This is a genomic window from Chryseobacterium sp. GP-SGM7 (genome assembly GCF_049166575.1).
GTDB lineage: Bacteria > Bacteroidota > Bacteroidia > Flavobacteriales > Weeksellaceae > Chryseobacterium.
Window position 1 is genome coordinate 520,541 of record NZ_JBMHFF010000002.1, and the last position, 22,070, is coordinate 542,610.

General features: G+C 34.4%; 15 protein-coding genes and 1 pseudogene. 14 read left to right on the forward strand and 2 right to left on the reverse strand.

Annotation, left to right across the window (positions count from 1 at the left end; all coding sequences use genetic code 11):
• Nucleotides 1-134 precede the first annotated feature (134 nt).
• The 10 genes from ACOOWA_RS11160 (at nucleotide 135) to ACOOWA_RS11205 (ending at nucleotide 13,471) form a co-directional block, all read left to right on the forward strand.
• The gene (locus ACOOWA_RS11160; protein ID WP_421375269.1) at nucleotides 135-1,115 is read left to right on the forward strand and encodes a helix-turn-helix transcriptional regulator; all 981 of its coding nucleotides are present in this window, start codon (nucleotides 135-137) and stop codon (nucleotides 1,113-1,115) included.
• 336 nt (nucleotides 1,116-1,451) lie between these two features.
• Nucleotides 1,452-2,129, forward strand: coding sequence for a response regulator transcription factor (locus tag ACOOWA_RS11165; RefSeq protein WP_421375271.1), 678 nt, complete (start codon nucleotides 1,452-1,454; stop codon nucleotides 2,127-2,129).
• Nucleotides 2,126-3,394, forward strand: a complete 1,269-nt coding sequence (locus ACOOWA_RS11170; RefSeq protein ID WP_421375273.1) for a sensor histidine kinase — start codon at nucleotides 2,126-2,128, stop codon at nucleotides 3,392-3,394. Before ACOOWA_RS11165 ends, ACOOWA_RS11170 begins: the two co-directional genes overlap by 4 nt.
• Nucleotides 3,395-3,496: 102 nt before the next feature.
• Nucleotides 3,497-4,909 (forward strand): porin, encoded by a 1,413-nt coding sequence (locus tag ACOOWA_RS11175; RefSeq protein WP_421375274.1) that lies wholly within the window; start codon nucleotides 3,497-3,499, stop codon nucleotides 4,907-4,909.
• 67 nt (nucleotides 4,910-4,976) lie between these two features.
• Entirely contained in the window at nucleotides 4,977-6,254 is a 1,278-nt protein-coding gene (locus ACOOWA_RS11180) for a dicarboxylate/amino acid:cation symporter (RefSeq protein WP_421375275.1), read from the forward strand.
• Between the two features lie 170 nt (nucleotides 6,255-6,424).
• Nucleotides 6,425-7,726: an MFS transporter gene (locus tag ACOOWA_RS11185; protein ID WP_421375277.1), complete on the forward strand. Its 1,302-nt coding sequence runs from the start codon at nucleotides 6,425-6,427 to the stop codon at nucleotides 7,724-7,726.
• An 834-nt stretch (nucleotides 7,727-8,560) separates the two neighbouring features.
• On the forward strand, nucleotides 8,561-8,887 hold the full coding sequence (locus ACOOWA_RS11190; protein ID WP_421375279.1) for a helix-turn-helix domain-containing protein: 327 nt from the start codon (nucleotides 8,561-8,563) through the stop codon (nucleotides 8,885-8,887).
• Nucleotides 8,888-9,018: 131 nt separating this feature from the next.
• Nucleotides 9,019-9,456, forward strand: a complete 438-nt coding sequence (locus ACOOWA_RS11195; RefSeq protein ID WP_421375281.1) for a transposase — start codon at nucleotides 9,019-9,021, stop codon at nucleotides 9,454-9,456.
• A gap of 99 nt (nucleotides 9,457-9,555) precedes the next feature.
• Complete coding sequence (locus ACOOWA_RS11200; RefSeq protein ID WP_421375283.1) at nucleotides 9,556-11,103, forward strand: hypothetical protein; 1,548 nt, start codon at nucleotides 9,556-9,558, stop codon at nucleotides 11,101-11,103.
• A 571-nt stretch (nucleotides 11,104-11,674) separates the two neighbouring features.
• Nucleotides 11,675-13,471, forward strand: a complete 1,797-nt coding sequence (locus ACOOWA_RS11205; protein WP_421375284.1) for a hypothetical protein — start codon at nucleotides 11,675-11,677, stop codon at nucleotides 13,469-13,471.
• A 301-nt stretch (nucleotides 13,472-13,772) separates the two neighbouring features.
• Here the strand turns inward: ACOOWA_RS11205 and ACOOWA_RS11210 are convergent.
• Together ACOOWA_RS11210 and ACOOWA_RS11215 are read right to left on the reverse strand one after the other, a co-directional pair.
• A pseudogene (locus tag ACOOWA_RS11210) lies at nucleotides 13,773-14,909 on the reverse strand (agmatine deiminase family protein).
• 41 nt (nucleotides 14,910-14,950) lie between these two features.
• Nucleotides 14,951-15,913, reverse strand: coding sequence for a LacI family DNA-binding transcriptional regulator (locus ACOOWA_RS11215; RefSeq protein ID WP_421375285.1), 963 nt, complete (start codon nucleotides 15,911-15,913; stop codon nucleotides 14,951-14,953).
• Between the two features lie 238 nt (nucleotides 15,914-16,151).
• Here ACOOWA_RS11215 and ACOOWA_RS11220 point away from each other — a divergent pair, with 238 nt between their 5' ends.
• From ACOOWA_RS11220 to ACOOWA_RS11235, 4 genes are all read left to right on the forward strand, one after another.
• On the forward strand, nucleotides 16,152-18,569 hold the full coding sequence (locus ACOOWA_RS11220) for a TonB-dependent receptor (RefSeq protein ID WP_421375286.1): 2,418 nt from the start codon (nucleotides 16,152-16,154) through the stop codon (nucleotides 18,567-18,569).
• 110 nt (nucleotides 18,570-18,679) lie between these two features.
• Nucleotides 18,680-19,801, forward strand: a complete 1,122-nt coding sequence (locus ACOOWA_RS11225; protein ID WP_421375287.1) for a glycoside hydrolase 100 family protein — start codon at nucleotides 18,680-18,682, stop codon at nucleotides 19,799-19,801.
• A gap of 57 nt (nucleotides 19,802-19,858) precedes the next feature.
• A complete protein-coding gene (locus ACOOWA_RS11230) occupies nucleotides 19,859-20,497 on the forward strand; it encodes a uridine kinase family protein (RefSeq protein WP_421375288.1) in 639 nt (212 codons plus the stop codon).
• A gap of 3 nt (nucleotides 20,498-20,500) precedes the next feature.
• Nucleotides 20,501-21,901 (forward strand): MFS transporter, encoded by a 1,401-nt coding sequence (locus ACOOWA_RS11235; RefSeq protein WP_421375290.1) that lies wholly within the window; start codon nucleotides 20,501-20,503, stop codon nucleotides 21,899-21,901.
• Nucleotides 21,902-22,070 lie beyond the last annotated feature (169 nt).

A 22,070-nucleotide genomic window follows, 5' to 3' on the forward strand; every position in this document is an offset into this window, starting at 1 on the left:
AATTATTTTTAAGATGTAAATGTAAACAGACTCTTAGTTTTCTGATAATACAATGAAATTTAAAATTTATTTTTTTTTTATATATTTCGCAAATATTTATAAACACAAATTTACACTTATAATATCCGATTAAGATGAGAGAATTTTCCTTAAAAACTGGCAATAACCAAGTTGATGAAAATATTGAAAGTAATTATTTAAAACTTATTAACAAGTATCTTCTTTTTTTATTTCTCTCATTTCTATTCTATTCAGTATTTATTTTATTGTTTTTTCAAGATGTCATGGTATTCATATCACTTTTGATAATTACCATGTTTTGGTTGCTTATTTTTATAATGAATAAAAAGATTTTTAAGCTTGACAAAATTCTAAGGACGGGTATTATTTTCATCTATTTATTATTGATAAGTGTTGTAAGTTTTTTTCATATTTATACAAATAAGAACGCGGGTGTAGATTATTTTTACTTTTCACTTCTGTTTGCTCTTCCTTTTTTCTTTAACTACAGGAAAGATTTTACTCTAATTCTTACGATGGCAACTATCATTATTATATGCCTTGTTGCTTGTCTGTATTTTGATTTTAATTTTTTACCTAAAAGCAGATTTTTAAAAGAAGATGACTATAAAACTGTAAAACTTATAAATATTTTATACTCTTTCATCACTTTTATAATGGATATTTTCTTTATCTCACAAAAAGATGGGTTAATACATTCTCTTGTAAAAGATACGGAAATAAAAAATAACACTATTGAAGATTTGGTAAAGTCGAATAGTGAACTTATGAAACAGCAAATTATTTTAAACAATCTGACAGATGATAATATTTCAGAAATTACAAGCTTAGCAGAAAATGATTCGCCATTATTTATTGAAACATTCCAATTATGCTTTCCTGATTTTATTCCGAATCTTTTAATTATTAATTCCAAACTTATTTCTTCTGAAATACACCTTTGTGCTTTAATGAGATTAAATTTTGATACGAAGAAAATCGCTTCATGTACAAACAGCAGCGTTAGAGCCGTAGAAAGCAGAAAATATAGGATCAGGAAAAAACTAAATATTCATCCGGACGATAATATAAATAATTTCATACTTAAAATATAAATGAAGCGGAGAATTTTTTAAGTAAAATGAATGTATTGATTTGTAATGACTTAACTTTTAAGGGTTTGTTTGTCATTAAATAGAATTTAAACATTCTGAAAATAATGCAGTTGAGATTTCTGCCGGAATGACAAAATGACTGTTGAGTTCAGTGTTTTGATTAAAAACAGACATTTATAAAGTTAAATTTCTGTTTCATGCAAATGTTCTGTAAAATATAATCCTTAGTATTTGATAAATTTTTCAAACCAGCTTCCTTAAATTAAATTTTCACATGTCATTTAAAATGCTAATTTTAAAATATTGTTTTGTATAATAAATGAATAAATTATTCAAATGAAAATACTACTTATTGAAGATCATAAAGAGCTTGCTTATAGTATTACAGACTACTTAAAAAAAGAGGGTTACATCTGTGAAACGGCTTCCAGTAAAATAGAAGCAGAAGAAAAAATTGATTTTTATGACTATGATTGTATTTTATTAGATCTTATGCTTCCGGACGGAAATGGGTTAGACTTACTAAAAGATATTCATTCTAAAAAACAAAACTCAAGTGTTATTATAATTTCGGCAAAAGATACTTTAGATCACAAATTAACAGGTCTGGATGAGGGAGCAGATGATTACATTACCAAACCTTTTGCTCTTCCTGAGCTGCATTCTAGAATTAAAGCGGTATTACGAAGAAAAATGCCCGAATTAAATCATACCCTCTTATTCAATGAGATCAGTATTAATATAGACTCAAAAGAATGTAAAGTAAAGAATACACTCATTAATCTTACTCCGAAAGAACTCAATTTACTTATTTTTTTTATCAGCAATGAGAACAGAATGCTGTCGAAGCAGTCTATTGCCGGGCATTTGTGGGGAGATTACACCTATAGCATTGATAATATTGATTTTGTTTACCAACATCTGAAAAATCTCAGAAAGAAAATTACAGATGCAGGAGGAAAAGACTATCTGCAGACTATTTACGGGTTAGGATATAAATGGCAGGACGTATGAATTTAAATTATCGTTTTGCAAAAGCTTTCAGTTTGCTTGTCTTTTTTACGCTATTACTTGGTATTGGCCTCATTTACTATGCACTAGAAAGAGCTACCATGAGATCAGCGATTTTAAAAATGGAAGGATTGAATAATTATGTTGCTGAAAAAATAAAAAAAGATGAAAACTATAATTATTTATCTCAACATCATAATCAGGTTCAGGTTCAGTTAATTAAAGAAAGCTCACCGGAAAAAAAATACAAAAAAACTCAGGAAAAATATATTTGGAACAGCAGTATTCAATCTTATATTAACAGAATATCAGTAACGTCATATGCCACAATTCGAGGAAAAAAATATGCTATTACCAATGTACGTTATATAACCATTATAGAGAAGAGATTTCTGTTCAGTCTTATAATGGTAATTGCATGGATAATGGTTTTTCTTATCATTCTTACTATCATTACCAGTGTTGTGGTTTCCTCTAAAATATTAGACCCGTTTTATCATGCATTAGAGGAAATAAAAAATTTCAGGATCAAAGAGAAGAAATCTCTAAAGCTGATGAATACCAACATCCATGAATTTCGTCTGTTAAACAATTTTCTTGAAAAAATGACCGACAACTCCAGAAAAGATTATTATCTTCTGGAAGAACTTACGGAGAATACCTCCCACGAGCTGCAGACTCCTTTGGCATCGATAAAAGGTAAAATTGAATTATTGATGGAAACCAGCCTCAGCGAAAAACAATTTATTACCTTATCTTCAATGAATGATGAGCTAGACAGACTTTCATCTGTAAACAAATCACTTATCTTATTGGCAAAGCTGGAACATTTTGAAGCGGGCGATTCCGGATATATCAATTTTTCTCAGTTACTGCATGAGAGAATTTCTTACTTTGATGATATATTTTCCATCCAGAATATTACGCTTAAAATATCTATTGATGAAGACGTTTTTATCCGGTTTGACGAGAATTTAGCAGTTATCGTGCTGGATAATCTTTTAAGCAATGCCAAAAGACATAATACAACCAATGGGTATGTCTCTATACTCCTTACTGCAGAGCATCTTATCATTTCCAATACAGGAAATCCGCCTTTGCTTTCGAATCATGAAGTCTTTGAAAGATTCAAGCGGGGAAACCCCAATCAAAACTCTATCGGAATCGGATTGGCATTAGTCAAAAGAATTTTGGAGATTTTCAATTATGAAATTAGCTACCAATTTCATCAAAATTGGCACACAATGACTGTTGTTTTTAAAAGTTAACTATTAATTAATCAATTGTTTATGTTGTTTTTTTAAATTTTCATTATAACTTCAAAATTTCTTCAGAATTTCTTTTTTCATTGGCAACAAATAAAAGCTCCAATGAAGAAACTAATTTTACTTACTGCATTTTTATCACTTACATTGATCAATGCACAAGATAGTTTACAAACAGTAAAACAGAAAGAAACTAATGTTCCTGAAAAAAATCCTCTCGATATAGGTGAACTGAAACTTAATATTGACAGTAAAGGTGAAAAATGGGTAAAGGTTGGGATAAACAGCCAGATTTGGCTTAGGAATATTGAAAACAATCCCGGAACTCTCGTCAATGGCAATCCACAAGACAATACGTATGATGCAAGTATCAGAAGAATGAGGGTTACGATGCAGACGCAGCTGACTCCTTTCTACACGGTGTATTTGCAGGTCGGTATCAATAACCAATCTTTTATTTCCGGAGGCGGTACAGGAACTGGTGCATTTGGAGCGGGAAAAAAACCAAGCTTGTTTTTTCATGATGCCTATAATGAAATTGCCATAATACCAAGAAATAATTTCTACACCGGGAAACCCAATATTAACAATCTCTACATAGGAGCAGGTCTACATTCCTGGAACGGAGTGAGCCGACTTACAAATGCAAGCACAACAAAAATGCTGGCTGCCGATATTCCGATTTTTAATTTTCCAAATATAGAGGTTGCTGATCAATTCGCACGCCAGATTGGGGTTTTCGTACACGGAGATTTTAAGAGAATTAATTACAGATTGAGTGTAAATAAGCCTTTTGCTACCAGTAATACACCCGTTGTAGGAGGTGCAGCAGTAGATAACAACAAAAGCGGAAAACTTTCCTATTCAGGTTATGCCTACTATCAGTTTTTTGAAAAAGAAGTTACTTCGGTCTCATTTTTATCAGGAAACGGTCTTGCAAAAAAGAAAGTTCTGAATATGGGAGCAGGTTTTTACAGCAATAAAGAAGCAACCATAAGCCAGCCAATAGCAACGGTTTTTGAAACCCATAATTCTTCTATTTTTGGAGCAGATGTTTATGGGGAATTTCCGATAGGGAATAAAGCGAAGGAAATGGGTCTTACACTTTATTCAGCGCTTTACAATTACAACTACGGTCCCAATTATATCAGGATGAGCGGTCTCATCAATCCGGGAACGGCAGATCCTGCATTTACAGGAAGCAGAGCACTCGAAGGTGCCGGAAATAACAGAGTATTGATGGGAACAGGTAATATTTTATTTATACAAACCGGATTTGTACTGCCAAAATTCAGTAATGTGATGAAAGTGCAGCCGTTTTTCAATTATTCACTGAAAGATATGAAAGCACTGGAGCAAAAAGGGAGTTATTATGATGTGGGTACAAGCTTCTATTTTTATGGACAAAATGCAAAAATAGCATTACAATACAGCTCAAGACCGCTTTATGATGCAACAACAAAAAAAATATTTGACAGAAAAGGGGAATTTATTTTATTATTTCAAATTGTTATATAATCAGTTACAATCTATAAATACGATTATCAAATACAAATTTTCTAATTATTAAGAATAACATTTAAACATGAAAATAGATATTGAACAAAAAACAGTAAAACCCAAAAAAATATATCAGCAATTGTATTTTCAGGTACTTTGTGCCATTTTTTTAGGCGTTTCATTAGGGTATTTTTATCCCGATTTGGGAGAAAAAATGAAACCATTGGGTGATGGCTTCATCAAATTAGTCAAAATGATTATTGCACCCGTCATTTTTCTTACGGTTTCTACAGGAATTGCAGGAATGAACGATTTAAAAAAGGTAGGAAGAGTTGCAGGAAAAGCATTTCTGTATTTTTTTACATTTTCTACTTTAGCACTTGTAATTGGTATGATTGTAAGCAACGTGGTACAGCCTGGTAAAGGTTTAAACATTAATCCAAGTACTTTAAATGGTGCAGAAGTTGAGAAATATGTAAAAGCAGCGCACGACAATTCTATCGTTAGTTTTATTTTCAATATCATACCCGAAACGCTTTTCAGTCCTCTTACGGGTGATAATATTCTGCAGGTTTTATTGGTAGCCATTTTGTTTGGTGTTGCGTTGGCTATTACGTCAGAGAAAAGCCAGCCTATCAATGATTTTCTTCAAAACCTTACGATTCCGATTTTTAAAATTGTGGAAATTCTGATGAAAGTTGCACCCATAGGAGCATTCGGAGCAATGGCTTTCACGATTGGAAAATACGGTGTAGAGTCTCTCCAAAATCTCATAATGCTTGTCGGAACATTTTATTTGACCTCTGCGCTATTTATAGTTTTAATCTTGGGAAGCGTAGCTTGGTATAACGGATTTAATATTTTCAAATTACTGAAATATCTTAAAGATGAGATTTTTCTGGTATTGGGTACAAGTTCATCTGAACCTGCGCTGCCCGGATTGATGACCAAAATGGAAAATGCCGGATGTGAAAAAGGGGTTGTCGGGTTGGTTGTGCCGACAGGCTATTCCTTTAATCTCGATGGTACTAATATTTACATGACCTTAGCAGCTTTGTTTATTGCACAGGCGTGCAACATAGATTTATCTTTGGAGCATCAGCTCGGTTTGCTTTTGGTGGCAATGTTGAGTTCTAAAGGGGCTGCAGGTGTTTCTGGTGCAGGATTTATTACCTTGGCCGCAACTTTGGCCGTTGTTCCCGAAGTTCCAATTGCAGGAATGGCATTAATCCTTGGCATTGATAAATTTATGTCGGAATGCCGTGCTTTGACCAATTTTATTGGGAATGCAGTGGCAACAATAGTAGTTTCAAACTGGGAAAAACGTTTAGATAAAGAAAGATTAAAAGAAGTTTTAAACTAAAATTTAATAATAATCCTTTCATTTTGAAGTCGCTATTAAAATTTTCAGAATGATAGGTTTTGTTGTCTCTTTTTTGTCTCAGAGAAAATATGACTGCAAACAGTAGTTTTTGTAATCTTATAACAGAGAATAAATATTTAAATCTATATTAAAATGTAACTAATGCAATTATGAATACACAAGTAACAAAACAAATTACAACAGGAGAAAGAATTAAAGCCATTATCGGTGGTTCGGTCGGAAATTTAGTAGAATGGTACGATTGGTATGCTTATGCAGCATTTGCTATTTATTTTTCTCATTCGTTCTTTCCAGATTCGGATATGACTGCACAGCTACTGAATACAGCAGGAATTTTTGCGGTAGGATTTTTAATGCGTCCTGTAGGAGGATGGCTTTTTGGAAGTATTGCAGACAGAATTGGAAGAAAAAAAGCAATGACACTTTCTGTACTGTTAATGTCTTTTGGCTCTTTACTAATTGCGCTTACTCCTACTTATGAAACTATTGGTGTCCTGGCTCCGATACTGCTTTTGGTGGCGCGCTTGCTACAGGGATTAAGTGTAGGAGGGGAATATGGTGTTTCGGCAACTTACCTTAGTGAAATGGCTACTGAAGACAGGCGTGGTTTTTATTCCAGCTTTCAATATGTTACTTTAATTGGCGGGCAGCTTATAGCTTTAGGAATTCAATTGATTTTACAAAAATTACTTCTTACAGAAACCCAATTGGAAAACTGGGGATGGAGAATTCCGTTTGTGATTGGGGCCATACTTTCTGTCATCGCATTGTATCTGAGGTCAAGTTTGCACGAGACAGAGGCTTTTGAAAATAAAAAAGATATTAAGCAAGAAAAAAAAGGCAGTATAAAAGAACTTCTTAAACATCCACAGGCTCTTCTCACGGTGGTGGGTCTTACTCTTGGCGGTACGCTGGCTTTCTATACTTATACCACGTACATGCAGAAGTTTTTGGTAAATACGGTGAACTTAAGCAGAGAAGAATCTACTCTGATTTCTTTTATTTCTCTTTTCATCTTTGCCTGTTTGCAGCCTGTTTTTGGAGGACTTTCTGATAAAATAGGAAGAAGACCTTTACTTTTAGGCTTTGGAATTTTGGGTACAATATGTACAGTTCCTCTGCTTACAGCTTTAAGTCATACCACTTCAATGTATACTTCTTTCGTGTTAATCATGTTAGCTTTAATTATTGTGAGTGGTTATACTTCAATTAATGCAATTGTAAAAGCAGAGCTTTTTCCTTCCGAAGTAAGAGCGCTTGGTGTTGGTCTGCCCTATGCATTAACTGTAGCAATTTTTGGCGGAACCGCAGAATATGTTGCACTTTGGTTTAAACAAGCAGGTGTAGAGCATTATTTCTACTGGTATATCACCATATGTATTTTCTTTTCCTTGATTGTATATGTGAGAATGAAAGACACAAAAAACAACTCAAAACTAGATCAGGATTAAACACAAATTCTATATAAATTATTCATTTCAAAAAAGAGAAAACTAAAAAAAGTTTTCTCTTTTTTTGTGGTGAAGGTTTATTTTATCAGGTGTAATTTGATGACTGATACATAGTGAAAAAATATGATAAGGTACGCATTTGTACTTATTTTTAATCCTTCCATGAGTATATGACTTTTTTTTGCAATAAACTGAGGCAATCATATTGAAATATAAAATATTTTTTATCAACAGACCGGCAAAAAACAGTTCACGACGAACATTTTAATTAAGGTAATATTTTAGTGACTTTAATTTAGCTCAGTATGATTCTTTCTTTTTTATCTTTAAAATATGTGAGTGATATTTTTCTTTTTTTGTTTTTAATATTCTGCTGATTAATCCCAGTATAATTGAGTTTTTAGGCGTGAATTGGGTCTTAAATGAAATAAAATTCAGATATGAAAAAAAACTTTTTTATATACAAAAAAATGGCTAAAGCAGTTGAAAGTATAAATATAAAATCACACAAAAAAATTAAATATTAATCAAGAAAATAATACAAATAATTTCATACGTAAAATATAATTCTTACAATTTGGATTAATAATGAAGATGCGTAGTATTGCGTATGTGTTTTGATGTGATTATGAGAGGTATTTTAATATTTTTGAATTCAGATATTTATGATAACCACCTGTGTAATTTGGTAAGCGGAATGAAATTTAAGTCAAAAAAACTTTGAATCAATAAATAGAGTTTTCTGATTTTGTTTTTCAATCACTTTTAAAAAAAGACCGCTCATTATCAATTTTATATACCTTTTTATAATACTGATATAACTGTATAAAACATATGAACAAATCAACGCCAAATTATAAACTCATATTTTCAGATATCATTGATAAAAAATATCCTGATAAAAAAGATTGCTGTAAAAAAATACTTGAAAAAAGTTCTTTAAATAATTTAGATATCATCCGGCTTAATAAATTAATTTTTGGAACAATTGACAAACAAACAGAAACCTTTAATCAAAAACATCGTGCCTATAGTACTTCTGATATTACAGAAATTATTCAGTATCAGAAAAAAACAGGTTTAAATAATACACAAGTGTCTTTATATTTTAAATTAAGTCGAAACACATTATCTAAATGGAAAAAAATATTTCCGGCTTAATCTTAAGTGGGAAAGTATAACTATACTTTCTCACTTATTTTACAAATAACATAAATGTAAATCTTGCCTGTAACGTAATTTAAAAAAAAAGGAAAACTGAAATTAATTTTAATTGGCTACATATTATAAAAATGGATTTTAAAAATATACACATTGGTGAAATTATTAAAATAAAAGTAAAAGAATCAGGTATTGAAATGTCTCGTATTTGTAACTTCCTAAAATCAGATGAATATGGCATTGCATCTATGTATGAATCAAGCAGCTTAAACAGTGACTTGCTGCTGCAGTGGAGCAAACTTTTAAAATATGATTTTTTCAGATATTTTTCACAGCATCTTATTCTGTATGCACCTGTAAATAATACTGTTATCCATCAAAATTCCCCCAAAAAGGTATCAGAACTTCCTCAATTCCGCAAAAATATCTATACCAAAGAAATTATCGATTACATACTGTCTCTTATAACGTCAAAGGAAATGACAAAAAAAGAAGTGATAGATAAATATAAAATACCAAAGACCACTTTATATAAATGGATCAATAAGTATTTGGATAATAACAAGTGATGTTTGAATTGCTTATATATGATTTGAACAGGAAGAATAAATAATTATGGTTCAGTTTTTAACATTAAATAATTTAACTGAAAAAATAATACAGAACATATGAAAAAAAAATTATTATTAATTGCAACCTTGATGACTTCAGGAGTTGTATTTTCACAAGTCGGAATTAATACAGATTCCCCGAGCACTACGCTGGATGTTATAGGAAAGCCTAATACTGTAACTGCAGCAGACGGTATTATAGCACCTAGATTAACGGGAGACCAGCTGAAAGCAAAAGATGCCGCATATTCTGAAGTACAAAACGCGAGCATTGTGTATGCGACTTCTGCGGTTGGAGGAACTCCGGCTGGTAAAACAATCAATGTTACTGCACCTGGATACTATTATTACAGTCAGCCGACATCTTCTGTTGCCGGTATTTGGGTTGCTTTCAACTCATCGGCAACCTCTGGAATGCAACCTTGGAATCTGGAAAACTCCACAACTCCGGCAACAAGCAATACACAAAATATTTATCAAAACGGCAATGTTGGTATAGGTAATTTCAGTTCTGGTGTACCGGTATCAAAACTGGACGTACGTGGTGCTGTGAGGGGAGGTGGGCGTCATCCTAATGAACTAAATGGTACTTGGGTGATTGGTAATAATTCTGCTGCATTTGGAACATCTTCTACAGCTGAAGGAAGCTCTTCTTTTGCTGCCGGGCAAGATGCTCATGGTAAAGCTCTTCAATCGATAGCTTTGGGTTCTTCTGTTTTCGCAAATTCAAATCAATCTATTGCCATAGGGAATGGTAGTGCTGTATCCCAAAATAATTCTATTGTAATAGGTAATAATAGCAATATTCTGAATAATGCTACTGACTCTAATTCATTCTTATTAGGTAATGAAAATAATATATTTCAGGGGTCTAATTCGTCAGTTTTTGGGCAGGGAAATATTGCTGGTGGAAATTATAGTATTACAGTAGGTAATAATAGTTCAAATTTAGGGAATTATACTTCTGTTTTTGGACAAAATAACACAGCCGTTACATCTTCAACTTCCGAATATAGCGTTGCATTAGGTAATTTTAACCAACTTGCTGCACCTAGCTCGTTAGCAATGGGGTTTTCAAACCTTACAAATGGTCAAAATGCATTGGCAATAGGTAGTCAAACAACTGCAAAGGGACAGTATTCTGTAACTTTGGGTAGTAATTTAGTTTCAAATTCTTACAGTGAGATTGTACTTGGTTCTAATAATTCTATCACGAGTACGGATGCTGCAAACTGGATACCGACAGAGCCTATATTTCAGTTAGGGAATGGGCCAAGCTTTGGTAATAACAGTAATGCTGTCACTGTTTTGAAAAATGGTAATATGGGTATAGGAAATGAAAACCAGGCACTTAACCCCGTCAATAAATTGGTTGTGGGCAGTGGAAATGTTCAGATTATCAACTTACCATCCATATCGGGAGCTACATCTGATAAAATTGTTGTAGCAGACACAGGCGGAGTTTTGCGAACCATCAATTTCTCTCAGCTCACACAAGCTATCCCACAATATGCAAATGATGCAGCGGCAGATGCAGATTCCGGTTTACCAAGTGGTGGCTTTTATAAAATTACAGGAAATCGTGCCGTATACCAAAAGCCATAATAATATAAGCAGTGTTGTGCATCTTTGATTTTTACATTTCGAAATAAGTAAATGATTACACGAAATCAAACGTCTTTGTTTGATTTATTTTATAGTAAATAAATCAATTCTTTGTCTTTCTTAGCAATTAATCACCGGGCGATGGTGTATAAAGTTTCTTTATAATAACACCTAAAAAAGCAATAAAAATTGTAATTGGAAATATTAATTTCATTAATATAAGTCAGTATGGAAGCGGTATTCGTGTAAATGTGGTGTAAAAAATAACAAAAATTCAATAAAATTTTCTGAATATTATAAAATATATATTGTGTAGTATACTTATAACCTGTATATTTACAATACTCAAAATTTTAAAATATAGAATGATTTTGGGCAGTGAGTAGAATTGCGTAGATGCGTAGCCTCGTATTTTTGTAATACATTATATATTTGTACTGATTAAATGTAAATATTAAAAGATCCCTCAATCAGGTTTAATTTTACACATTAATTAAATTAACAGAGAGTACATTTTCATCACCCTGTTATAATTGTAGAATGAAAAAAAATATTATTAAACAACTTACTTATGAAAAAAACATTTATGAATTTAAAATTTAGAACTTTATTTTTTGCATTACTTCTCATATGCGGAAATTATTTTTCTCAAAGCACCAATGGTGCGGTTGGTATAAATACAGAAACTCCAAATGCCAATTCAGTTTTAGATGTTGTCTCCGGAAACAATAATAAAGGAATACTTATTCCCAGACTTACGGAAGCTCAAAGAAACGCAATTACGATAAATCCGGCTAATGACGATGGTCTTACTATTTTCAATACGACAGAGGACTGTTACAACTACTGGAGTCTTGCAGATAATGAGTGGAAAAGTGTCTGCGGGCAAATAGGTAAATCGGTTTTTACGGTTAACTGTGCCAGTAGTCAGGCTGTAGGAACTTATATTCAAGGAAAAACATTAACGAGTTCCAACTATTTAAGCATTACAGTAAACGTTACCAAGATTGGTAATTATACGATTTCCGGGACTACAAGCAACGGATATAATTTCTACGGGACAGGTGTTTTCCTAAATACCGGCGTACAAACTGTACAGATTCCGGGACAGGGTACTCCTGCTGCTGTGCAAACTGATAATATACAGCTTATTGCCAACGGAGTAAGTGTTACCTGTACACCTGCCATCTCTGTAAATGTTTTAAGTTCTGCAGGAACTTATACAGTGTCTTGCGGAACTGCAACAGTAAATGGTGTTTATACAAAAGGAACGGCTCTGGGCGCAGCTAATACAATTACATTACCTGTTGTTGTAAGTGCTTTGGGAAGCTATTCTATTACCACCAACACAGTAGACGGAATTTCTTTCAGTGTATCAGGAACCTTTACAGCTACCGGTAATCAGAATGTAACATTGTCTGGTACAGGAACTCCAACTTCTACGGCAGATAAGGTAATGACAATTACTTCTAACAGTGCAGACGGAGCAAGCACATGTAATGTGACAGTTGTAATGACGATTCCTGTAAAAAAAGTGCTACATATAGGAACTGAGTCAGTATACGGTTACAGTGCTTTTACAGGACCTTCAAGAAGCTTGATGGATTCTCCTACCAATTTTGGAACTGCAACAACAAGCAGAGTGAAATCTGCAGGGTTTACCCATACTTCTTTAGGAGCAGCACCTTCAAATGCAACATTACTAACAGCGCTAAATACTAAACCAGATGTTGTTATCATTGGGTTTGGTTATACACCAGATGCTACTGCGGCTGGCTATCTGGCAAATTATCTGAATAACAAAGGTGTTTTAATTCAATTTCAGGATGATGCGGCATCTTCTCAAAACTTGATGCGAGCGGTATACTCTGATCCTACAATATCTGCAGGTACTGGTTCAGGAGCAGGTTCTGTGTATGCGCTTTCAAATACAAATGATCCTGTTTTAAATGGTCCTTTTGGAGATGTGAGAGGCAAAAACTGGGGTGAAGATGCTTCTACCACAATAAATATAACAGGACTTACCAGTGGATTCATACCTTATAGTTTTGCGCAGCCTATTAACAGTGCGACTGCCAGAACTGGAGTTACTGGTTTACGACACTCATCTCTATCTTATATTTGGTTTGGAGATGGAGGATTCTTAAGCAACGAAAATGCAAACGGAAACCAATATCTTAGTAATACAATTGAACCTTTTGTTGCTCCAAGTTCCGGAGGTTACTTCCCTGTTCAAAAATCTGCCTACGGTACAGCGGGTAATGGTTATACAGCAGGAAGTATGCAGGTTCAGAATTCAATTATTTTTGCTAACGCTCTAGCCTGGGCAATAAAACAGGCAGAATTTAGTGGAATTAACACACAATAATATTTAATATTAGTTTTATTATCCGTGATATAGAAATATATCACGGATTTTTTATTTTCTGAAACTGATTTTCTCTAAAATAAAGTTTTCTGGATAAGATATACGAATATTTTAACACTCAAATAGTCACTTTGTTATTCTTAAAGAGACATAAAAAACTGTTAATGATTTAGTTTTAAGGGTATGTTTGTCATTTCGTAGAATCTCAACTGCTTTAATTTTAGAGTATTGAGTTTTTTTAGGAATGCCAAAATGAATGCTTATTTTGGCATTGTGATTAAAAACTGACATTCATTTTTTATTATTGGGGTTGTTGCTGTGTTACACAGTGTACCATTCCTCCGTTTTCGTACAAATTCCTCACGTCAATACCAACTGCGGTTCTTGTTGGGTAAAGAGTTTGAATAATGCTATTTGCAATTGCGTCATTCGGATCATTATAATTGGGAACTAATACTTTATTGTTGGCAATATAATAGTTTACGTAGGAACCTTTATACCCTAAATTAGTTCCGTTTGTAGTTACAACATTATTCTGTGTTAAAGGAACTTTTAAAAATGTATAAGGAGTTCCATTTTTGTTTTTGGCTGATAAAAGTTTATTGATATCTGATTGTTTTACGTCAAAATCCAACAAGTCGTTATTTTCCATTGTTACAATTGTTGTAGCATTTCCAAATCTTGCAAATCCGTCTATGTGTTGGTCTGTAAGATCAAGTCCAGCTTGTCCGTCAAGCCAGATAAAATTGGTAACACCCAGATATTTTTTAAAGATATTTTCAGCTTGTGCCTGTGACATTCCGGGATTTCTGTTGTTGTTTAAAATTGAACTTTTACAAGCCATCAAAGTTCCTTTACCGTCAATTTCTACACTTCCGCCTTCGTTTATCATTATGGCATTGATGTCAATTAAGGTTTTGCCCTGGTCTTTTGCAATTTTTGAAGGAATTGCATTGCAGTTTACAAAACCAATTGGCTATCCTGATTGGTCATCTGTTTTTTGTCCCCAACCATTAAAACCCCAATCCTGAATAACTAAATTTCCATTTTTGTCTTTTGCATAAATTGGTCCGTTGTCTCTTATCCAAACATCGTCTGTTTTATAAATTTTGAAATCTACATTTGCCAATGGAACACCTGCAGAATTCAGCAAAGCAATAATTCTATCTTTTTCAGTTTGATTGTATGCGATAATATGTACTTTTTCACCTGAGACCAGTTCTTTTGTCATAGATACCCAGGTTTGATCTAAGCTGTTACGATAAGCAACACCATATTGATATTGGTGAGGCCATTGCAACCAGGTTCCTTCGTGTGCATCCGATTCTTCGGGCATTGTATAGACGATTTCTGTGTCTGAAGGATTTTGTTCGTCATTTTTTTGACAAAAAAACAGAGTAGCGAGTACTGTCATAGTTAAGATTGTTATTTTATTCATTTGTTGTGTTTTTATTGGTTCTGTTAATTATGGAAATAAAATTAAAGATAATAGATCGGATCAGAAGTTCCTGTATTTGCTTTGGTTACCAGACCGATTAATTTTGTGGCAGCAAACGATCCCATCTCAAATCCGTCGTTGATATGGTATTCATAGGTTTCATCAAGATATTTCGGGAGTGTTCCTTCGCTTATCGAGACCACTTTTACATCGGTATTATTTAGATTCCTTTTTATTAGGGAGCTGTGAAGACCCAGCAATGTTTCATCGCTCATTGCAAAAAATCCATCGAATTTATTATAATCTAAAAGGTCTTCTATTTTTTCCTTCACTTTATCGGGAGATTTACAAAATATGATTTGTAGTTGAATGTCAGATACTTCCAGGATCTTTTCTTTAAAAGACTTCAGCCTGCTTTTTGTGATTTCCAGGTTTTCATCACCAAAAATCCCAAGTACATTTTTACAGCCGTGTTTAATGAGTTTTTCGGCAGAGAGCTCAGAATTTTTTTTGTTATCGAAAATGACCGTTCCAAAAAGATTTTGAGGCACGGTTTTATCAAAAATGACAGTCGGAATATCCATTTCTTTTAGTCGTTTCAGATGTTCAGCATCCGTCGTTTCATTTGTTAATGACATTAGAATTCCGTCTACTCGGGAATTAATGCAGGTTTCGACGTGGCCTTTTTCAGTCTCGAATGAATCGTTAGACGACAAAATAAAAAACCGGTATCCTTCCTTATTTAATACCTGTGAAATGCCATTTATGATCGATGGTACGAAAAACATCGATATTTCAGGAACGATAAGGCCAATGATTTTTGAGGATTTATTTCTGAAATTAATGGCAAAATCGTTGGGAACATAATTGAATGTTTCGGCAGCTTCCCTAACTTTAGTTTTCACAGAACTACTGATATCAGGATGATCTTTCAACGCTCTCGAAACAGTGGAAGTGCTTATATTTAGCATTTCTGCAAGGTCTTTTATGGTAGTTCTCTTCATTTTAAGTTTTGGATCAATTATTTGGATAAATTAAGAATAATTATCCATAAATATTTTGTTAATATTTGTTAAAATAAAGCGGCTTATTTCTTAATTAAATGTTAAATTATTTTAAAGTTATCAACCGCAACCGTTTGCGCAACCGTTTGAAATTAATACTATGTTAATGATCAGTTCAAAATCGTTTTTTGATATACTAAAAAAAATACTTTTGAGACATAACAAAAACAAAAATATTATGGAATCGCAGGTAATCAAGAAATTACTGATCTTCGGGACAATGAATATTGCAGCATTTATGTTTTCCCAGACTACAGTAACAGATACAATATCAACCAAAGATAAAGTTATAGATGAGGTGGTCATCACAGGGAACTCAAATCCTAAAAATTCGATCAAGACCAGTACTTCAATTTCTACTTTGAAATCTGCTGATATTATTAATTCGGCACCCAGAACGACGGCTGAGATCTTCAGAACCATTCCCGGAATACGTGCAGAATCTTCAGGTGGCGAAGGAAATTCAAACATTACAGTAAGAGGTGTTCCTGTTTCTGCAGGAGGCTCAAGATACCTTTTGATCCAGGAAGATGGTCTTCCGGTGATGCAGTTTGGTGATATTGCTTTTGGAACGCAGGATCAGTTTACAAGATTTGATTCTTTTATATCCCGTGTGGAAGCTTTGAGAGGAGGTTCTGCTTCTGTTTTTGCGTCCAATTCTCCGGCTGGGATCATCAACTTTATCACAAAAACGGGCGAAAAAGAAGGCGGCAGCATTACCCAGCAAGTAGGATTGAATTATAAAAACTTCAGAACAGATATAGACTATGGAACTCCACTTGGAAAAGACTTTTACATTGGAGTAGGAGGTTTCTACAGAGGCGGAGATGGTCCCAGAAAGACAGGCTACACATCCAACAACGGAGGGCAATTCAGATTATCTTTATTGAAGAAATTCGAAAAGGGAAGTGTCAGAGTTTATGGTAAATATCTGGACGACCGTACTGCAGCTTATATGCCGATGCCAATAGCGGTTTCAGGTTCAGATTCTAATCCGGATTACAGCTCGCTCAGCAATTTTAATATTTTAACGAGTGCTTTGCAGTCTTCCAATTTTAAAAATGACCTTACGATTGGCGGAAACGGACAGATTTTGAAAAGCGACATTCGTGACGGGATGCATTCAGTATCAAAGACGGTCGGATTAGAATTCAATTACGATCTGGGTTCAGATTGGAAAATAGATGCCAAAGCGAGATATGCGGCAAACGAAGGTCAGTTTTTGGCACCTTTTCCAGCGTCGGTTGGAAGCAAATCAGAAATTTTGGAATCTGTTGCGGGGTATGGCAGCGCAGTTTATTCGGTAACCAACACAGCAGTCGATAACAATGCAAAATATATGAAAACGGTTTTGTTCAACACCAAACTCAATAATTTGAACAACTTTTTCAGTGATTTGAATATCAGTAAAAAATGGAATAAAGTGAAACTTAATACCGGTGTTTACAACAGCTCACAAAATATCAATCTCTCGTGGAACTGGAATACCTACTTGATGGAGGTTTCTGACCACAATGCGCGTCTTGTAGATATTGTGAGCAATACAGGAACCAAAATTACAGATAACGGACTTTTACATTACGGCGTTCCGGAGTGGGGAGGTCTGAACAGAAATTATGATACTAAATATTCTGTAATTGCTCCTCACGCTCAGATAGAAATCAATCCGGTTGAAAAATTGACCCTGGATCTTGGGGCAAGATATGACTTTGGTAATGTATCGGGTAGTTTTGCCGGAATCAAAAATACAACCCGTGTTATAGATGTTAATCAAAACGGAACAATAGAAACGCCCGAACTTGCTGTGGCTGTTGTAGACGGAACTGTTCCTGTTGATTATAAATACGGTATTTTCGGATATTCTTTCGGAGCTAATTATGCTTTGGATTCTCATAATGCAGTTTTTGCAAGAGTAAGTCAGGGTGGAAGCGCCTCTGCCGACAGAATTCTTTTCGCAGGCTACAACTATACCAATAATGATGATCCGGCATTGGATGCTGTAAAAGTCAATAAACTGAATCAGATCGAAGTGGGTTACAAATTAAGAGGTTCAAATTATTTCCTGAATACAACCCTGTTTCAGGCAAGAACGATAGAAGCCAATTACGAAGCGACCACACAGTTGAGAACAGAAAATAAGTATGAGTCATTTGGAGTAGAGTTGGACGGTTTCTACAAGATAAGTAAAAACTTTGACATTAAAGCAGGATTGACCTATACACACGCCGAAATCAAAAATGCGATCGATCAGACCATCATAGGAAACATGCCTAGAAGAACTCCGAAATTAATGTATTCTTTCAACCCGAATGTGAATATTGAAAAATTAAGCCTTGGCTTCTTCGCAGTGGGGTCTACAAAAGCTTTTACTCAGGACAGCAATAAGTTGATCATGCCGGGCTATGTAATCGTAAATCCGTATATCTCGTACAGAGTATTGAAAAATTTAACACTTAATGTCAATGCCAATAACGTTTTCAATGCATTAGCGATCACCGAGGCAGAAGAGGGAACTTTGCAGGGAACTAACGGAATCATCAGAGCGAGAACATTGCCCGGAAGAACTATCGGAGCGAGCGTAAAGTTTGATTTTTAATAAGGAATGATAACTTTTCAGAGAGTTATTATCAAAGTGAAATAAATTTAAAATGTAAGCTAACAGTATATTTTGCTGTTAGTTTTACTTAATCATATTTATAAAAATATATGTTTACAAAAGAAGCCTTGAACGTTATAGAGCAGGCCATTTCAGAACAGGGGATTCTTGCATCTTCCGAGAAAAAGGACAATTATGCGAGAGTCTGGTCCAGAGATTCTATGATGACGGGGATCACAGGAATTTTTATTAAAAATCAAATGATCATTGATGGTTTGCAAAAATCTATAAAAACACTTGCAGATTTTCAGGCAGAAAACGGTCAGATCCCATCCAATGTTTACGGAAATAAAGCCAGCTACGGAACGCTTGTCGGCAGAACAGACGCCACAATCTGGTGGATCATCGGTGCTTGCGAGTACATCATCTATTCAAAAGATGAAGCATTGAAGAATATTTTAAAAGAAAAAATTTACAAAGCGCTTTCTTGCTTGAAAACCTGGGAATTCAATCAGAGAGGTCTTTTGTACAGTCCGCTTGGCGGGAACTGGGCAGATGAATATGTGACCTCTGGTTATGTTTTGTATGATAACGTACTCCGTTATTGGGCTATGAAAAATGTTGCGGAAGTCTATGATGACGAAGACCTTAAAATTCTTGCTGATCGCACAAAAAAACAGATAGAAAATAATTTCAGGAAAAATAATTCTGATGAAATCAAATACCACCAGACTGCCTATCAGAAAGCCAGCGAAAAACCATATTTCTGGGCTTCTTTGAACGCCAACGGCTATGATGAACGCTTCGATCTTGCAGGAAATGCTTTAGCAATATTTTTAGGTTTTGATATAGATCTGGATGCTTTTACTCAGTTTTTAGAAAAATTGAATAAAGAATTTAGCCATTGGATGCTTCCCGTTTTTTATCCGATCATCTTCCCGAAAGATGCAGACTGGACTTTGCTGGAAAACAATTACAGCTATGATTTTAAAAACCAGCCTTATCAATTTCACAACGGAGGTTCGTGGCCAATCTACCTTGGATGGCTTTGTCTGGGATTGAAAAAAAGAGGCCACAGTGAAATTCCTTTGAAGATATTAAATCAATATGAGAATCTTCTGAATAAAAAAGGCTCAAGTTTCAGAGAGTACTATTCTACAGACCAGTTGATCCCTTCAGGAACAGATCAGCTGTGTTTTTCGGCTTCAGGATATCTTTTGATGAAGATATAATGCTGATGATTGAGCAATTATAAAAGAAAAATATTTATTTTTAAAACAGATCAAAAAATGATTGGAGATGTAATTAATTTGGAGCAGAGACATCTGGAGACAGCAGAAAATATCTATAAAATTATAAAGCAAAATAATGGGCATGCTGAAAAACGGGCAATAGGAATCTGCGGAGAAAGTGGCAGTGGAAAATCGGTCACAGCCTATGCTTTGAAAAAAGTCTTGGAAGAAAACAATATTACCAGTTATGTGATTCAAATGGACGACTACTTCAAACTTCCGCCGAAAAGCAACCATGAAAACCGACAAAAAAGTTTAGATAACGTTGGGATGGGTGAAGTTCATCTGGATATTATTCAGGAAAACATACAACATTTCAAAGAAGGAATATCGGGCATTGAAAAACCTTTGGTTCATTATCAGAATAATACGATTTCGAAAGAAGCTGTTGATTTGGAAAATGTTGAAGTTCTTATTGTCGAAGGGACGTATATTTTGAATATTGATGCGTTTGATTTCAGTATTTTCATAGACCGGAATTATAAAGATACCTATGAAGACAGAATGGATAGAAACCGTGATGAGCAGAGCGATTTTGTTGAAAAAGTTTTGGATATTGAACATAATATTATCCATCAATTCAAAGAAAAAGCAGATATTATACTAGGGAAAAATTATCAAATTGTAAAGCCTTAAAAGATGACTAAAAAATTAATTCCCAAGCTTAGCTTTTGGCAGATCTGGAATATGAATGTCGGTTTTTTCGGGATTCAGTACAGTTTCGGTCTTCAACAAACAGCCGTCAATCCTTTATACTCATTTTTAGGAGCTCACGCAGAGCAGCTTCCTATTCTCAATTTAGCAGGTCCTGTTACAGGATTGCTGATCCAGCCATTGATCGGAGCGATAAGTGATAAAACATGGAGCGTGAAATGGGGAAGGCGGAAACCTTTCTTTTTGCTGGGTGCAATATTTTGTAGTCTTGCATTGTTGGTTTTTCCATTCAGTTCTTCAATTTGGATGGCAGTAGGTCTTTTGTGGATTTTGGATGCAGCAAATAATACGGCAATGGAGCCATACAGAGCTTTTATCGGCGATAAACTTCCCGAAGAACAGCAGACCTACGGTTTCCAGATGCAGAGTCTCTTCGTAGGGGGTGGTATTACCCTGGCCAATCTCTCGCTGTTTGTTTTCCAGAAATATTTCGGAGGAAGTTCTGAGTCCGGAGGTATTCCTGTTTGGGTCTATTATTCATTTTTCTTAGGTTCATTCTGTTCGATAGCATCCGTGGTATGGTCGGTTTACAAAACTCCGGAAATTCCTCCGACAGAAGAAGAACTTGTAAAATTGAAAGCAGAAAAAGAAAATGATACAGTTTTTACACCGTTTGTTGATATTTTTACCGCAATCATAAAAATGCCGAAAATACTTTGGCAACTGGCTTTGGTGTATTTGTTTCAATGGTATGCGCTTTTCTGTTACTGGCAGTTTGCTACGCCAATGATCAAGCAGTCTCTATATCGCGTTTCTGAAAATGATGAACAGAAAGCCAATCATTTTATTGAACTTTCAAAAAGCGGATTATCAGTTTCACAAAGTGATATGTCTTGGGCAAAAAATATATTGAACCTGGTAGAAACGGCAGTCGGACAAACCGGGCTGATGAATGGTTTTTATAATTTCATTACGATGATCTCGGCATTGCTTCTGATTCCGTTTGCACTTAAATTTTCCAGCAAAAATGTGTACGCCGTTTGTCTTCTGGGAACAGGTTTCTCATTATTGGTGTTACCTTTTATTCATAATGAATACACAATTTTACTGCCGATGGTTCTTTTCGGAATAGGATGGGCTGCAATGATGGGATTACCTTATTCGATGGTTTCTCCATCCATACCTCCGGAGAAAAGAGGCGTTTATATGGGCGTTATCAATATGATGATCGTTATCCCGATGTTGATCCAGACTGTGTCATTCGGTTTTATCTATAAAAATCTTTTAGGCAATAATCCTGCAAATGCTATTATGATGGCAGGTATTTTATTTTTAATGGCGTCTTTGTCGGTAGTTCTTATCAAAGTCAAAAATGGTAAAGGATAAAATATCAAATTCTATCGCTACAATGGAATTGATATTTCATTTATTGTTCAAAATGATTTGATTTTGTTTTTACGCACAAAATTTAATAAAGAAAGCCTTATCCATCAATGTTTTTTGAATAATGATGGGCTGAAAATATGGTGAAGTTTATATAGATGTTACAAGACTT